This is a genomic window from Nonomuraea sp. NPDC049378 (assembly GCF_055586745.1).
The window spans coordinates 75,653-93,427 of record NZ_JBVJHP010000023.1; the positions used below are offsets into that span (position 1 = coordinate 75,653).

The following is a 17,775-nucleotide window of genomic DNA, read 5'->3' on the forward strand; positions in this document are numbered from 1 at the left end:
GAGTGTGGCATGATGAGGCTCGACAGAAACGGTAACGATTTTCATCCCCAAGAGGAGGCGCCGTGAGAGTGGCGTTCGTCGGAAAGGGCGGCAGCGGCAAGACGACGATGTCGGCGCTGTTCGCGAGGCATGTGGCGAGCCAGGGCGGCCCCGTGGTCGCCATCGACGCCGACATCAACCAGCACCTCGCCCTCGTGCTCGGCCTCGACCGGCAGCCCGAGCCGCTCGGCGCCCACCTCACCGAGATCAAGGAGCGCCTGCGCGGCGCCAACCCGCGCATCCCCTCGGCCGAGTCCATGGTCAAGACCACCCCGCCCGGCCGCGGATCCACGCTGCTGAGCTTCGACGACCTCGCCGCCGACCCGCTCGGGCTCACCACGCCCGACGGCCTGCGCCTGCTCGCGACCGGCCCGTTCAGCGAGGACGATCTCGGCGTGGCCTGCTACCACTCGAAGGTCGGCGCGGTCGAGCTGCTGCTCAACCACCTGGTCGACGACGCCGGCTCCTACGTCGTGGTCGACATGACCGCCGGCGCCGACTCCTTCGCCTCCGGCCTGTTCACCCGGTTCGACCTGACCTTCCTCGTGGCCGAGCCGACCAGGCAGGGCGTGAGCGTCTACCGGCAATATCGCGACTACGCCGCCCAGTACGACGTGGCGCTCGCCGTGGTCGGCAACAAGGTGCACGGCGAGTCCGACGTCGAGTTCCTGCGCGAGCACGTGGGTGACGATCTGCTCACCTGGATGGAGCACTCATCAGCCGTCCGCGCCATGGAGCAGGGCCGCCACTTCACGCTCGACGACCTCGAGCCGGCCAACGCCGACGCGCTCGCCCTGCTCCGCAAAACCCTCGATGAGCAGGAGAAAGACTGGGAGCGCTTCGGCCGGCAGACCGTGGAGTTCCACCTGCGCAACGCCCGCGCGTGGGGCAACGAGCGCACCGGCACCGACCTGGCCGAGCAGATAGATCCGGGCTTCGTCTACGGGCCCTGATCACACGACTGTCCCCCTCCAGGCATCTGGAGGCTCCCCCCATCCCCGCCTAGCGTCACATTTGATCCCTTTCGAGAGGAGACAGCATGTCGCTGACCGTTCCGAACGATCTGCTCGACCAGGCCAGGGCCGGTGACGTGGACGACGCGGCCTTCGTCGCGTGCGTCCGCGACTCGCTGCCGTACGCGTGGTCGCTGATCAGCGACCTGGCGAGCCGGCGCGAGCAGACCGGGGCCGAGTTCGCGGACAACACGGTGCCACCGCCGTCCGAGGAGGCCCGCGGCCAGCTCCTGCGCTGCCTGGCGAGCGACGCGATGCGCGGTGCGCTGGAGCGCCACTTCGGGGTCCGCCTGGCCTTCCAGAACTGCCACCGGGTCGCCGTCTTCGACCCGACGGCCACGAAGGCCCTGCACGAGTTCGTCACTCCGCGCGCCCAGATCCTCAACCAGAAGCCGGAGCTGGTGGACTGCTGATCCCTCCCGGTGACCCGGCACCCCGCCGGGTCACCGGGGCAGCAGCGGCAGCACCTCGTCGCCGAAGCGCCTGATGTTCTCCAGCGTCCGGCGATGCTCCCCCAGACCCTCCACCATCAGGATGAAGTGCTCGATTCCGGTCCTCTCCGCGGTGCGCAGCAGGGTCTCCGCACAGTGTCCGGCCGACCCGACCGGATGGATGCGCGTCAGCAGATCCGCATATGCCGGGATGTCTCGTGAAGGGCGCGGCCGGCCGTCCACCGGCACATAACCCGCCAGCCCCGGCCCCAGCCACCGCGGCAACGACTCCCCGAGTTCCCGCACCGCCTGGGCCGTCGAGTCCGCCACGTACGCGACCCCCGCCGCCACGTGCCCGGCCGCCGTCCCCCCGCGCGCCGCGTAGTCCGCGACCAGCGCCGCCTTCTCCGCGTCCCCGATGTGCATGCCGAGCAACATGGGCAGGCCGCGCGCCGCCGCCAGCCCCACCGTCGGCTCCGAGGTGCACGCGACGACCGGCCGCAGCACCGCCTCCGGCACCACCCCGACCTCCCTGAACCGGAAGAACTCCCCGCCGGCCGCCACCGGGCCGCAGGAAAGGGCGTCGAGCAGCACGTCCAGCGACTCCCCGAAGCCCCGCTCGAACCGTTCGGCCCCCGTGCCGAACACCTCCAGGTCCACCCACGGCCCGCCCCTGCCCACGCCAAGCGTGAACCGCCCGCGGGAAAGGTGGTGCAACATCGCCGCCTGCTCGGCCAGCGCCACGGGATGCTGCGTGGACAACACGCTCACGGCCGTGCCCAGCCCGATGCGCGTGGTCCTGCCGGCGGCGACCGCCGCCAGGGTGGTCGCCGACGGGCACACGCCGTAGGACATGAAATGGTGCTCGGCGATCCACGCGTCGTCGAACCCCGCCTCCTCCGCCGCCACGACCAGCTCGACGGCGTCGGACAGCACGCGCCCGGCTTCCTGGCCGGGAAACTGCGCCGCGATCAGAAAAATGCCGATTCGCACCTGATCCATCATGGCGGTCATCCGGAGGGAGCCGCCACCCGGAAGGCCTCACTCCCAGCGAGCCCGCTGCGCCCGCTCACCCGAAGAGCGTCGCCTGCCCCTCCCCCGCCAGCGGATCACGGTGCTGCTTCAGATGCCGCCACTGCGGCAGATCGTCCAGGTAGGACCACGAAAGACGATGGTGCGGGGTGGGCCCCAGCCGGGCGAGGGCCTCCTGGTGCGGCGGCGACGGGTAGCCGGCGTTCTCGGCGAAGCCGTACTCGTCGCAGCCGATCGTCCCCATGTAGGCGTCGCGCCGCACCTTGGCCAGCACGGACGCCGCCGCGACCGAGATGCTCGCGGCGTCCCCCTTGATCTCCAGCCGCACCGGCCAGGGCGGGCCGATGTAGTCGTGCTTGCCGTCGAGGATCACCGCGTCGGGGCGTACGGGCAGCGCCTCCAGCGCCCGGCGGGCGGCCCTGCGCAGGGCCTGCGTCATGCCGAGCCTGTCGATCTCCTCGTGGGTGGCCTCGCCGTAGCCGACTCCGGCCGCCCACGCGGCCAGCTCGGCGGCGAGCGGCGCACGCCTGGCGGCGGAGACCTGCTTGGAGTCCGTCAGGCCCGCAGGCGGCTCGGACAGGTCGGTGACCACGGCGCAGACGGTGACCGGTCCCGCCCACGCGCCCCTGCCCACCTCGTCGACGCCCGCGACCGTGCGGACGCTGTGCTGGGAGAGCAGGAGGTGCTCGATGTCGTACGTCGGCGCCATGGACGCAGACGCTATCGCCTCCACGACCGGCCGGGGGCGGGTCGTGGCCGAACGACGTCTCCCTCGACGAACGACCGGCCGGTGCGCGGTCGTGGCCGAAGCCCGGCGCCTCACTCGCCGAACGACCGGCCGACCACGTCCTTGGTCGAGCGGACCGGCCCGTCGGGCCAGTCGGCGAGCATGTCGTCCTCGGGGCGCCGCCGCTCCGCCGGGCGTACCGGCTCGAGGTCGGCCGCGATGTAGCGGGCGGCCACGTGGATGGCCCGCAGCGTCACCGACACCGACGGCCGGTTGACGCTGGAGCTTCTGGCGACGGCGTGCACGTCGCGGCCCACCGGGTTGCCGGGGAACTGCCGCACGGCCAGCCCTCGCACCCCGGCGGCCAGCGCCAGCGCGGGCACGGCGGCGATGCCGATGCCCTTGGCGACGAGCGACAGGATGGTCCCCAGCCCTTCGAACTCCCACGGCGTCGGCCGGGTGCCGCCCACGTCCACCAGCAGGCGGTCCACGGCCAGCCGCGACGGCTCGCCGTCGGGCGTGGCCATCCACGCCTCGTCCCGCAGCTCGCGCAGGTCCAGCGGCACCTCCGGGTCGGCCAGGCGGTGCTTGCGCGGCACGACGAGCACGAGGGGGTCGCGCAGCAGGGGGAACACCCGCAGGCTGTCGCTGTCACGTACCCGGCCGTACCAGTCGTCCACGAGCGCGATGTCCACCTCGCCCGACTGCACCTCGCGCAGCCCGCGCCCCGACCGGCTCTGCCCCAGCCGCAGCGTGAGCTCCGTGTGGCGGCGCAGCGAGCGCGCGAGCGCGGGCGCGAACGCCACCGCCGCCGTCGGGAACGCGGTGACGACCACCCGTCCCGCCGGTTTGCCCGCGTGCGCGGACAGGTCGGACTCGGCCTCCTCGACCATGGACAGGATGCGCTCCGCGTGCATGACCAGCCGGCGGCCCGCGTCGGTGAGCTCGGCGCTGCGCGCGGTCCTGTCGATCAGCGCCGTGCCGGTCTCGCGTTCGAGCGCGACGAGTTGTTGCGAGACGGCCGAAGGACTGTACCCCAGCGACTCGGCAGTCGCCGAGATACTTCCTCGGCGTGCGAACTCGCAGATCAGCACCAAACGCCGCAATTCCAGCATCAGACTTCCTTATGCCTACCCACGAAAAGCCTCGCTTGTCCTGATGCCTGTTGGCAACCACCCTGGGAACGTGACAAACATGACGGTAACTCTGTCCGCCACTCTGGCGGCGAATGAGGACATCGAACGAAGACGACGCGCCGGGGAACGTGTGCTGCACCTGGCCTTCGGTGAGGCCGGTCTGCCCGTCCACCCGGCGCTGCGCGAGAGGCTGGCCGCCGCATCGGAGCACAACGGCTACGGACCGGTCGCGGGGGCGCCCGGACTGCGGGTCGCGGCGGCGGGCTACTGGACACGACGGGGGCTCATCACCGACCCCGAGCTGATCGTCTGCGGACCTGGCAGCAAGTCACTGCTGTACGGCCTGCTCCTGGCGATCGGCGGAGACATCGTCTTGCCCATGCCCAGCTGGGTCAGCTACGCCGCGCAGGCCGATCTCGTGGGCTCACGCCCCATCCTGGTGCCCGCACCTCCAGGAGAGGGCGGAGTGCCCGACCCCGACCTGGTGGCCGCCCAGGTGCGGCTGGCCAGGGCGCAGGGCAGGACGGTGCGCTCGGTGCTGGTCACGCTGCCCGACAACCCGACGGGACGGCTGGCCACGCCGGCGACCGTGGGCCGCCTGGTGGAGGTCGCCCGCGAGCTCGACCTGATGATCATCTCGGACGAGATCTACCGCGACCTGCTGCACGACCCCGCCCTGCCGTACACCTCCCCGGCCGACCTCGCACCCGAGCGCACGATCGTCACCACCGGCCTCAGCAAGAGCCTGGCCCTGGGCGGCTGGCGGATCGGCGTCGCCCGGCTCCCCGACGACGGTCACGCACTGCGGGCCCGCCTGCTCGCGGTGGCCAGCGAGATCTGGTCGGCGCCCGCGGCACCCGTACAGGAGGCCGCGGCCTACGCCTTCAGCGATCCACGCGAGCTGACCGAGCGCATCACCCGCAGCCGCCGGCTGCACGGCCTGGTCGCGCGGGCCGTGCGTGACAGGTTCCTGGAAATCGGCGCCGACGTGCCCGCCCCGCAGGGCGGCTTCTACCTCTACCCCGACCTCAGCCACCTGAGACTCGGCGGCTCCGCCGAGATCACCAAACTTCTGCTGGAGAACCACGGCATCGGCGTCCTGCCGGGGCACGCCTTCGGCGACGACCCCGCCGCGGCCCGGATGCGAGTGGCGGTGAGCCTGCTCTACGGCGAGTCCGCGCAGGAGCGGCTGACCGCTCTGACCAGCCCCGACCCGCTCCAGCTCCCGTGGATCGCGGCCAACCTCAACCATCTGTCGATGGGACTGAAAGAGCTCTCGCTCGTACGCTCCGCGCAGGCGCCCGCGCTCGTACCCGCCCCCTGCAGCGGCTAGGCGATCCTCTTCCCGACAGCCCCATAAGTCCCGTGAGCCGGTTGCCCCACCCCCCACAAAGGGTCGTCATCCTGCGGAGACACCCCGTCCGCAGCCGCCGGCGAAAGAGTTTCCCGCGTATGAACACCCGCTCATCGTGTGCCCATGCCCGCTCCGGGCTCCTGGCGGATCGCCATGAGGCCGGCAGCGGCCGAGGCGTCCTGATCATCCGTCCGTCACGGCCCCGCCCGAACTTTCTGGGCGGGGCCGGTATTTTTGCCTGCCTGCCGGCGCTCTGTATGACACGCCCCCGCGTGTGCTCGGTGCCGATCTGAGTGTCATACCCAGCCGGCCACCAGCATCCAGGGGCGAGCTCAACGCCTGATCAACGGCGGATCAACGGCCCGGTGAACGATCAGCCGGCATCTAGGTGACGAGCAACGATGGATCTATCATTTGGTAGCAAATCGTTCCATTGGCTTGGAGACAGACGGCATGGCTGGTCAGAGCGTTCCAGGCGAGCTGCGGTTCGCCGTGCTCGGTCCTGTCCGCGCGTGGCGTGATGGCCGGGAACTCGACCTCGGCACCCCGCTCCAGCGTTCCATTCTCGGCATGCTGCTGCTGCGGGAAGGGCACGCGGTCACCCCCAACGAGATGATCGACGCGGTCTGGGGTGAGGACGCGCCGCCGCGGGCCCTGGGCGCCCTGCGCACCTACGTCTCCAGGCTCCGTACGGTGCTCGAACCCGACCGGCCCGCCCGCTCCCGCCCGGAGCTGCTGACGTCGATCGGCAGGGGCTACGCGCTGCGGCTGGCCGGCGACGCGCTCGACCTGACCCGCTTCGAACGCGGCATCCGCGAGGCCGAGTCCGCGCGCAAGGCGGGCAGGCTGTCCGAGGCCGCCAGGGCGCTGCGGGCGGCGCTGTCGTTGTTCGAGGGCGAGCCGCTGGCCGGGGCCGTCGGGCCGTACGCCGAGCACCAGCGCGACCGGCTGGTCGAGCGCCGCATCAGCGTGGTCGAGACGCTCATGGACGTCGACCTGGAGCTGGGCAACCACGCGAAGGTCGTCTCCGAGCTGATCGCGCTGACCGCCGACCACCCGCTGCGCGAGCGGCTGCGGGCCCAGCTCATGCTCGCCTACTACCGCTGCGGCCGGCAGGGTGACGCGCTCAACGTGTTCACCGAGACGCGCGAGGCGCTCGTCGACGAGCTGGGCATCGAGCCCGGCCCCGAGCTGACCGCGCTGCACCAGCGCATCCTGGCCGCCGACCCCACCCTGGCCGCCGCGCCCGTCCCCGACGACGAGGCGTACGCCGCAGAGCCGCGGGACGAAGAGGAGCCGCAGGCGCTCGACCTGCCGCGCCCGGCGCAACTGCCCGCCGCCGTCAGCGACTTCACCGGCCGCAAGGAGATCGCGGTACGCCTGCGCACGATGGTGTCGGCCGGCTCGCCCGCCCAGTCGTCGCCCGAGGGCGTGCCGGTGGTCGCTATCTCCGGCATCGGCGGCGTCGGCAAGACAGCGCTGGCCGTGCACGTCGCCCACCAGGTCGACGAGGTCTTCCCCGACGGCCAGCTCTACGCCGACCTGCGCGGCTACTCCGGCGAGGCCACCGCGCCCGAGTCGGCGCTCGGAGCCTTCCTGCGCGCTCTCGGCGTCCCGCCGGACGTCATCCCGGAGGGCCTCGCGGAACGCTCCGCCCTCTACCGGTCGATCCTCGCCGAGCGCCGCATCCTCGTGCTGCTCGACAACGCCCGCGACGCAGAGCAGGTCAGCCCGTTGCTGCCCGGCTCCGCGGGGTGCGCGGCCGTCGTCACCAGCCGGGGCAAGCTGGCCGACCTGCCGTCGGCGCGGCTGGTCGACCTCGATGTGATGGAGCCGGACGAGGCCCTGGCGTTGTTCACCGCCGTGGCCGGGGCCGAGCGCGTCTCTGCCGAGCGCGGCGCGGCCATGGACGTGGTGGCCGCCTGCGGGTTCCTGCCGCTGGCGGTGCGGATCGTGGCCGCCAGGCTGGCCGCGCGCCCGTCGTGGACGGTCGCCTCGCTGGTGCCCAGGCTGGCCGACGAGCAGCGCCGCCTCGACGAGCTGCGGGTGGGCAACCTGGCCGTCGAGGCCACGTTCGCGCTCGGCTACGGGCAGCTGGACGCCCCGCAGGCCCGCGCGTTCCGGCTGCTCGCGCTGCCCAACGGCCCCGACATCTCCTTGGGGGCCGCGGCGGCCGTGCTGTCGATGAGCGCGTTCGAGGCCGAGGAGGTGCTGGAGTCGCTCGTGGACGCCAGCCTGCTGGAGGCGCCCGCGCCGGGCCGCTACCGCTTCCACGACCTGCTCAAGCTGTTCGCCAGGCGGGAGCTGGAGAAGACGGAGCGGCCCCAGGCCAGGACGATGACGCTGCGCCGGCTGCTGGGCTTCTACCTGGCCTCCGCCCAGTCCGCGCACCGGCTGGCGTACGAGGGCAGCATGATCTCGGCCAACCTGGTCGTGGTGGGGAGCGGGCGCACGTTCACGAGCGTGGACGAGGCCGTGGCGTGGCTGATCGCCGAGGGCGACTCGTTGTTCGCCGCCATCAACCAGGCCGCCGCGTCCGCGCGTGCCGCCGAGCACCTCCTGCCCGCCGCCGACCTGCTGGTGGCGATGGAGCCGCTGCTGGAGTCGGGCACGCACACGCGCGAGTTCGACCAGAGCACGCGGGCGGTGCTGGCGGCCGCGCTGGCCATGGACGACACCGCGGGCGAGCTGCGTGCCCGTTACGTGCTCGGCCGGGTGTTGTTCGCGGGCAACCGGCTGAGGGCGGCCGAGGAGCACTTCAGGCGCGTGGACGAGCTGTCGCGCGAGCGCGGCGAGATGGTCGTCACCGGTGAGGTGCTGAACGCCCTGGCCGTCGTGGTCGGCAGGCAGCGCCGCCACACGGAGGCGCTGTCCCTGTTCGACTCCGCGATGCGCTTCTACCGCGAGAACGGCGTGCCGGCCGGCGAGGCCCTGGTGCTCAGCTACTCGGCCCGCGACCACCTGGGCCTGGGCCGCCCTGACGACGCGATCGCGGCCGCGGAGAAGGGCTTGGCTATCTTCACCGAGATCGGCAGCGGCGCCGGCACCGCACGCGCCCGCTACCACCTCGGCATCGTGCTCTCCCGGGTCGGCCGGCTCACCGAGGCCGTGCACCACCACGCCGAGTGCCTGGCCTTCTTCCGGGCCAGCAGGCAACGGGTCTGGGAGCAGCGCGTGTGCTCCAGGCTGGCCGAGACCTTCATCGCCGCCGAGCGTTACCCCGAGGCCGTGCGCCACGCCGAGCAGGCCCTCGTGGTCTCCCGCGAGATCGGCCATCCCTACGGCGAGGCGCTCTCGCTCACCGTCCTCGGCAAGGCGCTGCGCGGCCTCGATCACGGACCCGGCAGCGTGGGGAGGAGTCTCGACTGCCTACGGCAGGCCTTCGAGATCTTCTCCCGGCTCGGCGCTCCCGAGGCCGGCGATCTCAAGGTCCTGCTCGACGGCGCCCCCACCGACGAGCCCGCCAGCATCTCCACTGGCATCACCACTGGCATCTCCACTGGCGCCCCCACTGGCGAGCCCGTCGCCGGGACTGACGGCGAGACCGTCGTCGAGTCCTGAGTACAGCTCGTCGTCCAGACGTGTCATCCACACATGGTTGATCAAGGCTGTCCTTCGGGAGTCACGATGTGCTCGTGATCGACTGAAGTTCGGCCCGGCCGGTCATCCTTCGCCGCCACGCGTCGCTAGGGGGCCCGGTCATCGGGATGCTCCGCGAGGCGGCAGCCGCCTCACATAGACGACCGGCCGGACCTGACACGGCCCTCGAACCCCCCAAGGCCGTGCCTGGCCTCGAGCCTCCACCCGCGGTGTCAACGTCCGATCAATGCCGGATCAAAGCAGGAAGTATCCCTCGGCGATGAGGGGCCTGACCGCGTCGGCGTTGGGGATCTCGCCGTCGCCGACCAGCTCGGCGATCACGTTGAGCAGCGGCCCGAGCGCCAGCTCGCCGTCGCAGACGCCGGCCAGCGCGGCCTCCACCGTGCCGACCTCCCTGGTGCGGCGCAGCCCCTGCGTCTGCCGCAGCACGATGCGGATCGGGTCTTCCGCGCCCGGCAGGCCGATCCGCTCGTCGAGCAGGCCTTCGACGGTACGCGGCCGCGCGGCGTCGAGGTCGCCGGCCCGGTGGGCGGCCGCGACGGCGTCGATCACCGAGTCGACGTAGTCGCCGACCGGAAGGCTGACCTGGTGGGTGAGCTGCTCCACGCGCACGACCGGGTCGAGCGTGCCCGAGTTGCGCATCGTGATCCAGCCGAATCCGATGGCCTCGACCTTGCGCTCCTCGAACCAGGACAACCAGCGGTCGTAGTGTTCCGTGTAGCTCCTGGTGCCCTGCTCGGCGGCGTCCCTGAGCCAGAGCTCGACATATTCGGCGGGGTCCTGCACGTCGCGCTGCGCCACCCAGGCGTCGCAGCCGGTCTCGCGCAGCCAGCCGCCGACGCGGTCGTGCCAGTCCTCGCCCTCGACGTGCAGCCAGTTGGCCAGGAAGTGGGCCTGTCCGCCGGGGCTGAGATGGCGGGGCGTCCCGCGGAGCAGGTCGCGGCAGAAGCCGTCGCCTTCGGCGCCCGACTCGCGGTAGGTCAGCCTCCCCTCCGGGCCGATCACGAACGGCGGATTGCTCACGACGAGGTCGAACAACTCGTCCTCGACCGGCTCGAACATCGACCCGGTGCGCGCGTCCACCTTTGCGACGCCGGACAACTCCCAGCTCAGCCTGGCCAGCTCAAGGGCCCGCGGGTTGAGGTCGGTGGCCACGATGTGCTCGGCCCGCCCGTCCAGATGCAGCACCTGCACCCCGCACCCGGTGCCGAGGTCGAGCGCGCGCCCGACCGGGCGGCGGGTGACGAGCTGGGCCAGGTTGGCCGAGGCGCCGCCGGCCCCCACGACGTGGTCGGGCCGCAGCGCGGGATCGCCCGGCCGGACCTTGCGGTCGGAGACGAGGTAGCCGCCGGTCTCCCAGGGTTGCAGGTGGACCGTCGCGCGGACCTCGTCGCCGTCGGTCTCGACCAGCCCGGACCGCGTGACGGCGGGCGGGAGCGCGCTCGCAGGCACGGGAACGCCGAGCCACCACAACCTGATCAGCGTCGCCAGCGGATCACCGTCGGCGGTGGCGCGCAGCGCCGGGACCAGCTCCTCCCGGGACAGCGCGGAGGCGGCCATCGCGCCGAGGCGCTCGCGTACGCCGTCGATCGTGTAACCGGTCTCCAGGAGGTGATCACGCAGTCGTTCCACAAGTCCATCCTTTCATCGCGGACTCCTACGCATGATCCGATACCGAGAGTGTTCATACTGTTACCGATCCGCCCCGGCACTCTGCCTGCGCCGGTCATCCGGGACGCGATATGTCTAGAGAAGCCAGCGCGTCATCCGGAGGAGCGGACTCATGCTGATCCCCTGTTTGGCCTGCGATTCCCGATTTGTTCCAGACGACTACTTCCGCGCCTGCTCCAGCTACCACCGCGGCATGGACCTGGTCTCGTGGACCTGCCCGCGCTGCGGCAACCGCGACGACCTGCGCGTGCTGCCGGGCGAGCTCGGATTCGGCTATCCGCGTCAGGGCAGGTACGCCGTGCTCGCCCGCGTACGCGTGCCCGGCCTGCGCAGGCGCCGCGGCGACCTGCGGCTCGACATCTCGCTCGGCAGGGGCAGCTGGAGGGTGCCCGCTATTCGGGCCGCTGGCGCAGGCTCTGCCAGGCCGCCTCGCCCAGTCCCCTGATCTCCTCGTCGGTCGGCGTGTGGGCGCCCGCGAACCACAGGCGGCACATCTCCTGTGCGGGCCCCAGCCACAACACGTAGCACATGGTCGGATGGACGGGCTGGAGCAGCCCGTTCTTCATGTGCGGGCGCCACCAGTCGGAGACCTTGCGGAAGAACGCGCGGCGCTCCTCGGCCACCTCGGCGCCGCCGGGCTCGTTCTTGCGGGGCGGCCGCTCGCTGACCAGCAACCTGGCCCGCTCGGGGTGCTCGCCCGCCCAGCGCATGTGGAAGGCCACCACGGCCTCGATGCCGTCGCGGGCGTCCTCGTGGCTGACCAGCTCGGCGAGGAAGGCGCTCTGGTAGGCCGTGAGGATCTCGGCGTACAGCACGCCGAAGACGTGTTCCTTGCTGGCGAAGTGGTGGTAGAAGCTGCCGACGCTCACGCCGCTTTCCTCGCGAAGGCTGGCCAGCGTGGTGGCGGAGACCCCGTCCTGGCTGAACCGGCGGAGGGCACCCTCGATGATGCGGGTCCGGCCGTCGCGTCCGTTCTTGACACTCTTCACGCTGTCAATGGTGTGCCACCAGAACGTTATTCCGCAAATGGCCCGGCCTGATTGATCATAGCGGTCACCGCCACGGACCCGGAGGTGACCGTCATCTGGGCGTCCGGCCAGAGCCTGCGGATGAGCCTGAGCACCCGCCGGTTCTCGCCCAGGACGTCCATCGCCACGGTCTTCGCCCCGCGCACGGCGGCCCGCATCAGCAGCATGTCGACCAGCCGCGGCCCGAGCCCGAACCCCTGCCACCGGTCGGCCACCACCACGGCGATCTCCACGTCGCTGCACTCGCCCCGATAGCTCATGGCGTGGCCGACGATCTCCCCGTCGGCGGTGGTGGCGATGAGGGCGTCGCGGCGTTCGTCCACCGCGAGCAGCGCGCGCACCAGCCCGGCGGCGGGGCTGGCGACGCCGGTGAAGAAGCGGAGCGTCTGCGTGTGCAGCGACAAACCCGCCAGGAAGCGTCTGATCCGCTCCTCGTCGTCAGAGCAGGCCTGGCGGATCTGAGTTCCGTGCATGAACTCAGCCTGCCCTGTCGCTCCTGAGTCTGTCAATTGAACTCAGGTATGATAGGGAGATGAACGTGCCGTCTCGTATGGGTCTCCGAGCGGACAACTGCTCGATCGAGCGCACCCTGGACATCGTCGGGGAGAAGTGGACCTTCCTCGTGCTGCGCGAGGCGTTCAGCGGCGTGCGGCGCTTCGCCGACATGCAGGCGATCACCGGCGCCCCCCGCCAGGTGCTCAGCGCCCGCCTGGCCCGGCTGGTCGACGAGGGCCTGCTGCGCAAGGAGCCCTACCGCGAGCCCGGGCAGCGCCAGCGCGACGAATACCGGCTCACCGACAAGGGCCGCGACCTCTATCCGCTGATGGTCGCGCTCATGCACTGGGGCGACAAATACCTGACAGGCGAAGAAGGACCGCCCGTCCGGCTCACCCACCGCGGGTGCGGCGCCCCCGTCGAGCTGCAGTTCCGCTGCGAGGACGGCCACGAGGTGAGCGGCCCGCGCGAGGTCACGCCCGTCCCCGGCGAGAGCGCCGAACTCAGGAGCGCGTGAGCGGCCCGCCGCAGGTGGCGCCCCTCCTTGCGCCTAGTCTTGAGAGCGTGTACCGGTTCCTGCTGACGCCTCGATGGCTCGCGCTCCACGTGGTGGTGCTGCTGGTCATCCCCGCCTTCGTGTTCCTCGGGCGGTGGCAGTTCGGGCGGTTCGAAGAACGGTCCGCCAACAGCGAGCGGGTCACCGCCAACATCGAGGCCGCGCCCGTGCCGCTGGAGCGGCTGGCGGCCCCCGGCCGGCCGGTCCGCGAGGACGACCGGTTCAGGAAGGTGACGGTGGCGGGCACGTACGACCCGTCCCACGCCCTGGTCGTCCGCCGGCGCCCTCAGGAGGGCAGGCCCGGCTACTACGTCCTGACCCCGCTCGTCACCGGCCCCGGCACGGCGGTGATCGTCAACAGGGGCTGGGTCAAGGCGGGCGCCACCGCCGACACCCCGCCCGAGGTCCCGCCGCCTCCCGCCGGGCAGGTGACGGTCACCGGCCGGCTGCGCCCGGGCGAGACCGAGGAGTCCAGCGGCATCCGCGAGCGCTCAGGGCTGCCTCCTGGCCAGGTGCTGCTGATCGACGTCGACAGGATCGGGAAAGGGCTGCCGTACACGCTGGTGGGCGGCTACGTGGAGCTGACGGAACAGCAGCCGCGGCCGGCCGCGGCGCCCGCCCCGGTGCCGGAGCCCGACGTGGGCGCCGGCGGCGGGCTCAACCTGGCCTACGGCGTCCAATGGTGGTTGTTCATCGGCATCGCCGTCGGCGGGTGGATCCTGCTGATCCGCCGCGAGGTGGCCGAGCGGAGGGCGGCGGCCGCGAAGGGCTCGGAGGGGGCGTCGCAGGCCGAGGAAGCGGAGAGCGCACCCCGCTAAGGTGGTGAAGTGCGGCATATCAAGTTCACCAACCTCTGCAATTTCCGCGACGTAGGCGGATATTTCACGAAAGATGGGCGTGTCGTCCGGTGGCAGCGGCTCTACCGGGCCGATTCCCTCGGCTGGCTGGCGGGCGACGATCTCACGACCTTCCGCGACCTGGGCGTACGCGCCGTCATCGACCTGCGGCACGCGTTCGAGATCGAGAGGTACGGCCGCGTGCCCCGGTCCGACGGCCTGCTCTACCAGAACCTGCCCGTCGAGGGCCGCCGCTGGGACACCGCCACCACCTACGACGAGGAGATCGGCATCGAGCGTTACCTCGCCGACCGCTACCTGGAGGTGACCGAGGACGGCGTGGCGAACCTCAGGACCGCGCTGGAGACCATCGCGCGGGCCGACAACGCCCCCACCGTCATCCACTGCGCCGCCGGCAAGGACCGCACCGGCGTGCTCACCGCGCTGGTCCTGTCGCTGGCGGGGGTCGGCGAGGACGACATCGTGGCCGACTACGCGCTCACCGGGCTGGCCACCGACCGCTTCATCGCCGACTGGGGCAGGAGACACCCGGGAACTTCTCCGTGGCCCGGGTTCGGTCTGGCCCCCGCCGAGACCATGCGGCTCTTCCTGACCGACCTCGTACACCGGCACGGCTCGGTCGAGGCGTACGCCGACCAGGTGCTCGGCCTGGCCCAGGACACCGTCGACGAGCTGCGCGACCACCTGTTGACGGAGGCGCCTTGACACGAGTCGGCTCCCGATGTGTTGATCTCGGAGACCCAACGGATACGTCGCAGCTTGTTCGACGTTATCCCCTCGTCGTACGGTTACGTGCGTGACTACGCCGCTGCTCCCCGACCCAGACCCGAGGCGGCGCGACTACGTGATCATCTCCGCCGACGATCACCTGATCGAGCCTCCCGACCTGTTCGATGACCGGTTGCCGGAGAAATACGCCGAAGTCGCGCCCAAGGTCGTGGAGACGGAGGCGGGTCACCAGGTCTGGCGCTACGGCGGGGCCACCTACCCGTGCGCCGGCATCGACGTCGGCGCCGGGCTGCCGCGCGAGCAGTGGACCCTCGACCCCGTCAGGTTCGACAGCATGCGCCCGGGCTGCCACGACATCGAGGCACGCATCAAGGACATGGACGTCGCGGGCATCTGGGCCGCGCTCTGCTTCCCCGGCATGCTGGCCGGCCAGTCGGGCATGCCGTTCGCCAGGACCCGCGACCAGGAGCTCGGCCTGGCCCTGGTCAAGGCGTGGAACGAGTGGCACATCGATGTCTGGGCCGGCACCTACCCCGAGCGCGTCATCGGCCTGCAGCTCCCGTGGCTGCCCGATCCCGACCTCGCCGCCAAGGAGATCCGCGCCAACGCCGCCAAGGGCTTCAAGGCCGTGGTGTTCCCCGAGTTCCCGACCAGGCTGCGGCTGCCGTCGATCCACTCCGGCCACTGGGATCCGTTCTTCGCGGCCTGCGAGGAGACCGGCACCGTCGTCGCCCTGCACACGGGCGACGCGTCGTGGTCGCCCGTGCCCTCCCCCGACACGCCCCTCGAGGCCATCACCACGCTGATGCCGACCAGCGCCATGTTCGCCTGCGCCGACTGGCTCTGGTCGGGGTTGCCGCTGCGCTTCCCCGCGCTGCGCATCCTCATCGTGGAGGGCGGCGTCGGGTGGCTGCCGATGCTGGCCGAGCGGGCCGACTACGCCCTCGACCACCCGGTCGCCGGTGAGGCGTCATGGGAGGGCGGGCTCAAGCCGAGCGAGGTGCTGCGCCGCAACTTCTTCTTCGGCACGCGCGACGACCACGCGCTGTCGGGAGTGCGGCTCGCCGTCGGCCTCGACCACGTGCTCCAGGAGAGCGGCTATCCCCACTCCGACTCGACCTGGCCCGACACCCAGAAGTCGGTCGCGCACAACCTCGGCACGCTGCCGCCCGCCGACATCGCACGGGTCGCGTACGGCAACGCGGCCCGCCTCTTCGGCCACCCGCTGCCGTCGCGCGCCTGGTTGCGGATGGAGGAGATCTAGGCCTGTTCGAGGCCCTCGACGCGGCCCTGGATGACGCTGCGCTCGTGCTGGACGTAGCGCCCGCTCTCGCCCAGCAGGGAGGCGAGCAGCCACAGGAAGACGCCGAAGTCGTCGGCGACGCCGATCAGCATGAGGAAGTCGGGCAGGACGTCGACCGGCGACAGGATGTAGACCACGCCGAGCGCGAGCAGGCCCAGCTTGCCCTTGCCCATGCCGTCGTACTGGCCGCGCATGACGGCGCCGATCATCCGCGGGATCGCGCGGACCCTGGTCATCAAGGCGGGGGACCCGGGTCTGGTCACCTCGCGGTAGGTCCGCCACGCCGCCGCCGCGCGTGCTGCCTTTGCCATCATGACAACCCCCTACCCGTGGCTCTTCACGACATAACGCGTCGCCGCCGCCACGAGTTCCTGCCGATCAGGCCAGCGCCGCATGCTCGAACGGGCGAGCACGCTCGACCTGCGCGGCCACCCTGACGAGCAGGTCCTCCCGGCCGGCCGCCGCCACCAGCTGCACGCCCACCGGCAACCCCGCCGCGGTCCTGTGCAGGGGCAGCGAGACGGCGGGCTGCCCGGTCGCGTTGACCGGCGAGGTGTAGGCCACGGCGTGCATCGTCCTGCCGAGGCTCACGCTGAGGTCGTTCGGCGGGATCCAGCCCAGCGGGAACGGCGCGACCCCGAGCGACGGCATCAGCAGCAGATCGTGCCCGGCGGCCCACCAGGCGGACATGCGCCGGCGGAAGCCGTCGATCCACTGCGTGGCCAGGATGTGGTCGGCCGCGCTGTGCCCCTGGGCCGCGCCGACCATGGCGGCGTTGCGCGGCTCCAGCTCCTCCACGTCCACGGGCCTGCCGCGCGCCGCGCCCAGGCCCGCCACCTGCGCGGCCAGGTGGTCGGCCACGATGGCGCCGAAGTGCCGGGTGAAGTCCGGCTCCGCGAGCGCCTCGGGGCCTCCTGGCGCGACGTCGTGGCCCAGCGACTCCAGCAGCTGCGCGGCCCTCGTGACGGCCTCCGCGACCTCGGGCTCCTCCGGCACGTCGCCCCGGGGATGCGTGGCGAGGAACCCGATCCGCAACCGCCCGGGATCCGCCCCCACCTCCGCGGCCAGCGGGCCCGGCAACGGCGGGGCGTCGTACGGGTCGCCGGGACGCATGCCCGCGACGACGTCCAGCGCCGCCGCCGTGTCACGCACGCTCCTGCTGACGAACCCGGGGCACGAGAACCCGCTCCACCCCTCTCCCATGGCCGGGCCCAGGCTGACCCGCCCGCGCGTCGGCTTGAGCCCCACCAGGCCGCACATGGACGCCGGGATGCGGATCGAGCCGCCCCCGTCGCTGGCGGTGGCCAGCGCCACCATCCCGGCCGCCACCGCCGCCGCCGAGCCGCCGCTCGACCCGCCCGCGGAGTACGCCGGATCGTACGGGTTGCGCGTGGGCCCGAACGCCAGCGGCTCCGTGGTGATCGTGGAGCCGAACTCCGGGGTGTTGGTCCGCCCGAGCACGACGAACCCGGCCTCGCGCAGGCTGACGACGCCGTACCCGTCGGGGGCGTCCACGGCGCCGTCGAGCACCGAGGAGCCCGCGCTGTACGGCTCCCCCGCCTGCCGCCAGCCCAGGTCCTTGAGCAGGATCGGCACCCCTCTGAAGGGCGCTTGCGCAGGAATGGCGTCGATCTCGGCCAGCGCGCGTTCGAAACGGCGGTGGATGACGGCGTTCAGCTCGCCGTCGCGGGCCTCGATGCGGGCGATCGCGGCCTCGGCCAGCTCGCGCGCCGAGACCTGTCCCTCCCTGACCGCCCGGGCCTGGGCGACCGCGTCCAGCCTCAGTACGTCGTCCACGTCGCCT

At 71.9% G+C, this 17,775-nt stretch carries 17 protein-coding genes; 9 read left to right on the top strand and 8 right to left on the bottom strand.

Going from position 1 to position 17,775, the window contains the following annotated elements; translation table 11 throughout:
- Positions 1-62: 62 nt before the first annotated feature.
- Positions 63-992: an ATP-binding protein gene (locus ACZ6SA_RS39410; protein WP_465834021.1), complete on the top strand. Its 930-nt coding sequence runs from the start codon at positions 63-65 to the stop codon at positions 990-992.
- A gap of 86 nt (positions 993-1,078) precedes the next feature.
- Entirely contained in the window at positions 1,079-1,465 is a 387-nt protein-coding gene (locus tag ACZ6SA_RS39415; protein ID WP_132606396.1) for an SCO5389 family protein, read from the top strand.
- A 30-nt stretch (positions 1,466-1,495) separates the two neighbouring features.
- Here the strand turns inward: ACZ6SA_RS39415 and ACZ6SA_RS39420 are convergent, their stop codons facing one another.
- The 3 genes from ACZ6SA_RS39420 to ACZ6SA_RS39430 all read right to left on the bottom strand — a co-directional run bounded on the left by ACZ6SA_RS39420 (position 1,496) and on the right by ACZ6SA_RS39430 (position 4,357).
- A complete protein-coding gene (locus tag ACZ6SA_RS39420) occupies positions 1,496-2,476 on the bottom strand; it encodes an LLM class flavin-dependent oxidoreductase (protein ID WP_465834023.1) in 981 nt (326 codons plus the stop codon).
- Between the two features lie 76 nt (positions 2,477-2,552).
- Entirely contained in the window at positions 2,553-3,224 is a 672-nt protein-coding gene (locus ACZ6SA_RS39425) for a ribonuclease HII (protein ID WP_347647587.1), read from the bottom strand.
- A gap of 110 nt (positions 3,225-3,334) precedes the next feature.
- Positions 3,335-4,357, bottom strand: coding sequence for a LysR family transcriptional regulator (locus tag ACZ6SA_RS39430; RefSeq protein WP_347623018.1), 1,023 nt, complete (start codon positions 4,355-4,357; stop codon positions 3,335-3,337).
- A 79-nt stretch (positions 4,358-4,436) separates the two neighbouring features.
- Between ACZ6SA_RS39430 and ACZ6SA_RS39435 the strand changes: the two genes are divergently transcribed.
- A complete protein-coding gene (locus ACZ6SA_RS39435) occupies positions 4,437-5,711 on the top strand; it encodes a pyridoxal phosphate-dependent aminotransferase (protein ID WP_347647586.1) in 1,275 nt (424 codons plus the stop codon).
- 474 nt (positions 5,712-6,185) lie between these two features.
- Complete coding sequence (locus tag ACZ6SA_RS39440) at positions 6,186-9,293, top strand: AfsR/SARP family transcriptional regulator (protein ID WP_465834026.1); 3,108 nt, start codon at positions 6,186-6,188, stop codon at positions 9,291-9,293.
- A gap of 273 nt (positions 9,294-9,566) precedes the next feature.
- Here ACZ6SA_RS39440 and ACZ6SA_RS39445 read toward each other — a convergent pair whose 3' ends face one another.
- Positions 9,567-10,964, bottom strand: a complete 1,398-nt coding sequence (locus tag ACZ6SA_RS39445; protein ID WP_347647584.1) for a DUF7059 domain-containing protein — start codon at positions 10,962-10,964, stop codon at positions 9,567-9,569.
- Between the two features lie 151 nt (positions 10,965-11,115).
- Between ACZ6SA_RS39445 and ACZ6SA_RS39450 the strand changes: the two genes are divergently transcribed.
- On the top strand, positions 11,116-11,448 hold the full coding sequence (locus tag ACZ6SA_RS39450) for a hypothetical protein (protein WP_465834028.1): 333 nt from the start codon (positions 11,116-11,118) through the stop codon (positions 11,446-11,448).
- Here the strand turns inward: ACZ6SA_RS39450 and ACZ6SA_RS39455 are convergent.
- Both ACZ6SA_RS39455 and ACZ6SA_RS39460 read right to left on the bottom strand, forming a co-directional pair.
- Positions 11,396-11,992: a TetR/AcrR family transcriptional regulator gene (locus ACZ6SA_RS39455; protein ID WP_347647582.1), complete on the bottom strand. Its 597-nt coding sequence runs from the start codon at positions 11,990-11,992 to the stop codon at positions 11,396-11,398. The genes ACZ6SA_RS39450 and ACZ6SA_RS39455 overlap by 53 nt on opposite strands.
- 26 nt (positions 11,993-12,018) lie before the next feature.
- Positions 12,019-12,504 carry a GNAT family N-acetyltransferase gene (locus tag ACZ6SA_RS39460; protein ID WP_347647581.1) on the bottom strand — a complete coding sequence of 162 codons (486 nt, stop codon included), beginning with the start codon at positions 12,502-12,504 and terminating at the stop codon, positions 12,019-12,021.
- A 59-nt stretch (positions 12,505-12,563) separates the two neighbouring features.
- Between ACZ6SA_RS39460 and ACZ6SA_RS39465 the strand changes: the two genes are divergently transcribed.
- From ACZ6SA_RS39465 to ACZ6SA_RS39480, 4 genes are all read left to right on the top strand, one after another.
- Complete coding sequence (locus tag ACZ6SA_RS39465; RefSeq protein WP_347647580.1) at positions 12,564-13,043, top strand: winged helix-turn-helix transcriptional regulator; 480 nt, start codon at positions 12,564-12,566, stop codon at positions 13,041-13,043.
- Between the two features lie 47 nt (positions 13,044-13,090).
- A complete protein-coding gene (locus ACZ6SA_RS39470; protein WP_465834031.1) occupies positions 13,091-13,900 on the top strand; it encodes an SURF1 family cytochrome oxidase biogenesis protein in 810 nt (269 codons plus the stop codon).
- 9 nt (positions 13,901-13,909) lie between these two features.
- Positions 13,910-14,644, top strand: coding sequence for a tyrosine-protein phosphatase (locus ACZ6SA_RS39475; protein WP_347647578.1), 735 nt, complete (start codon positions 13,910-13,912; stop codon positions 14,642-14,644).
- Between the two features lie 91 nt (positions 14,645-14,735).
- Entirely contained in the window at positions 14,736-15,932 is a 1,197-nt protein-coding gene (locus ACZ6SA_RS39480; protein WP_347647577.1) for an amidohydrolase family protein, read from the top strand.
- On the opposite strand, the gene ACZ6SA_RS39485 is transcribed toward ACZ6SA_RS39480, so the two are convergent.
- Together ACZ6SA_RS39485 and ACZ6SA_RS39490 are read right to left on the bottom strand one after the other, a co-directional pair.
- Positions 15,929-16,282: a YkvA family protein gene (locus tag ACZ6SA_RS39485; protein WP_347647576.1), complete on the bottom strand. Its 354-nt coding sequence runs from the start codon at positions 16,280-16,282 to the stop codon at positions 15,929-15,931. The two genes, ACZ6SA_RS39480 and ACZ6SA_RS39485, sit on opposite strands and share 4 nt — an antisense overlap.
- A 67-nt stretch (positions 16,283-16,349) precedes the next feature.
- Positions 16,350-17,768 (bottom strand): amidase, encoded by a 1,419-nt coding sequence (locus tag ACZ6SA_RS39490; RefSeq protein ID WP_465834034.1) that lies wholly within the window; start codon positions 17,766-17,768, stop codon positions 16,350-16,352.
- Positions 17,769-17,775 lie beyond the last annotated feature (7 nt).

Excerpts from the sequence above, each read along its gene's own strand:
- ACZ6SA_RS39415 (WP_132606396.1), top strand. The coding sequence starts at position 1,079 with ATGTCGCTGACCGTTCCGAACGATCTGCTCGACCAGGCCAGGGCCGGT.
- ACZ6SA_RS39425 (WP_347647587.1), bottom strand. The coding sequence starts at position 3,224 with ATGGCGCCGACGTACGACATCGAGCACCTCCTGCTCTCCCAGCACAGC.
- ACZ6SA_RS39430 (WP_347623018.1), bottom strand. The coding sequence starts at position 4,357 with ATGCTGGAATTGCGGCGTTTGGTGCTGATCTGCGAGTTCGCACGCCGA.
- ACZ6SA_RS39435 (WP_347647586.1), top strand. The coding sequence starts at position 4,437 with ATGACGGTAACTCTGTCCGCCACTCTGGCGGCGAATGAGGACATCGAA.
- ACZ6SA_RS39440 (WP_465834026.1), top strand. The coding sequence starts at position 6,186 with ATGGCTGGTCAGAGCGTTCCAGGCGAGCTGCGGTTCGCCGTGCTCGGT.
- ACZ6SA_RS39450 (WP_465834028.1), top strand. The coding sequence starts at position 11,116 with ATGCTGATCCCCTGTTTGGCCTGCGATTCCCGATTTGTTCCAGACGAC.
- ACZ6SA_RS39460 (WP_347647581.1), bottom strand. The coding sequence starts at position 12,504 with ATGCACGGAACTCAGATCCGCCAGGCCTGCTCTGACGACGAGGAGCGG.
- ACZ6SA_RS39465 (WP_347647580.1), top strand. The coding sequence starts at position 12,564 with ATGAACGTGCCGTCTCGTATGGGTCTCCGAGCGGACAACTGCTCGATC.
- ACZ6SA_RS39485 (WP_347647576.1), bottom strand. The coding sequence starts at position 16,282 with ATGGCAAAGGCAGCACGCGCGGCGGCGGCGTGGCGGACCTACCGCGAG.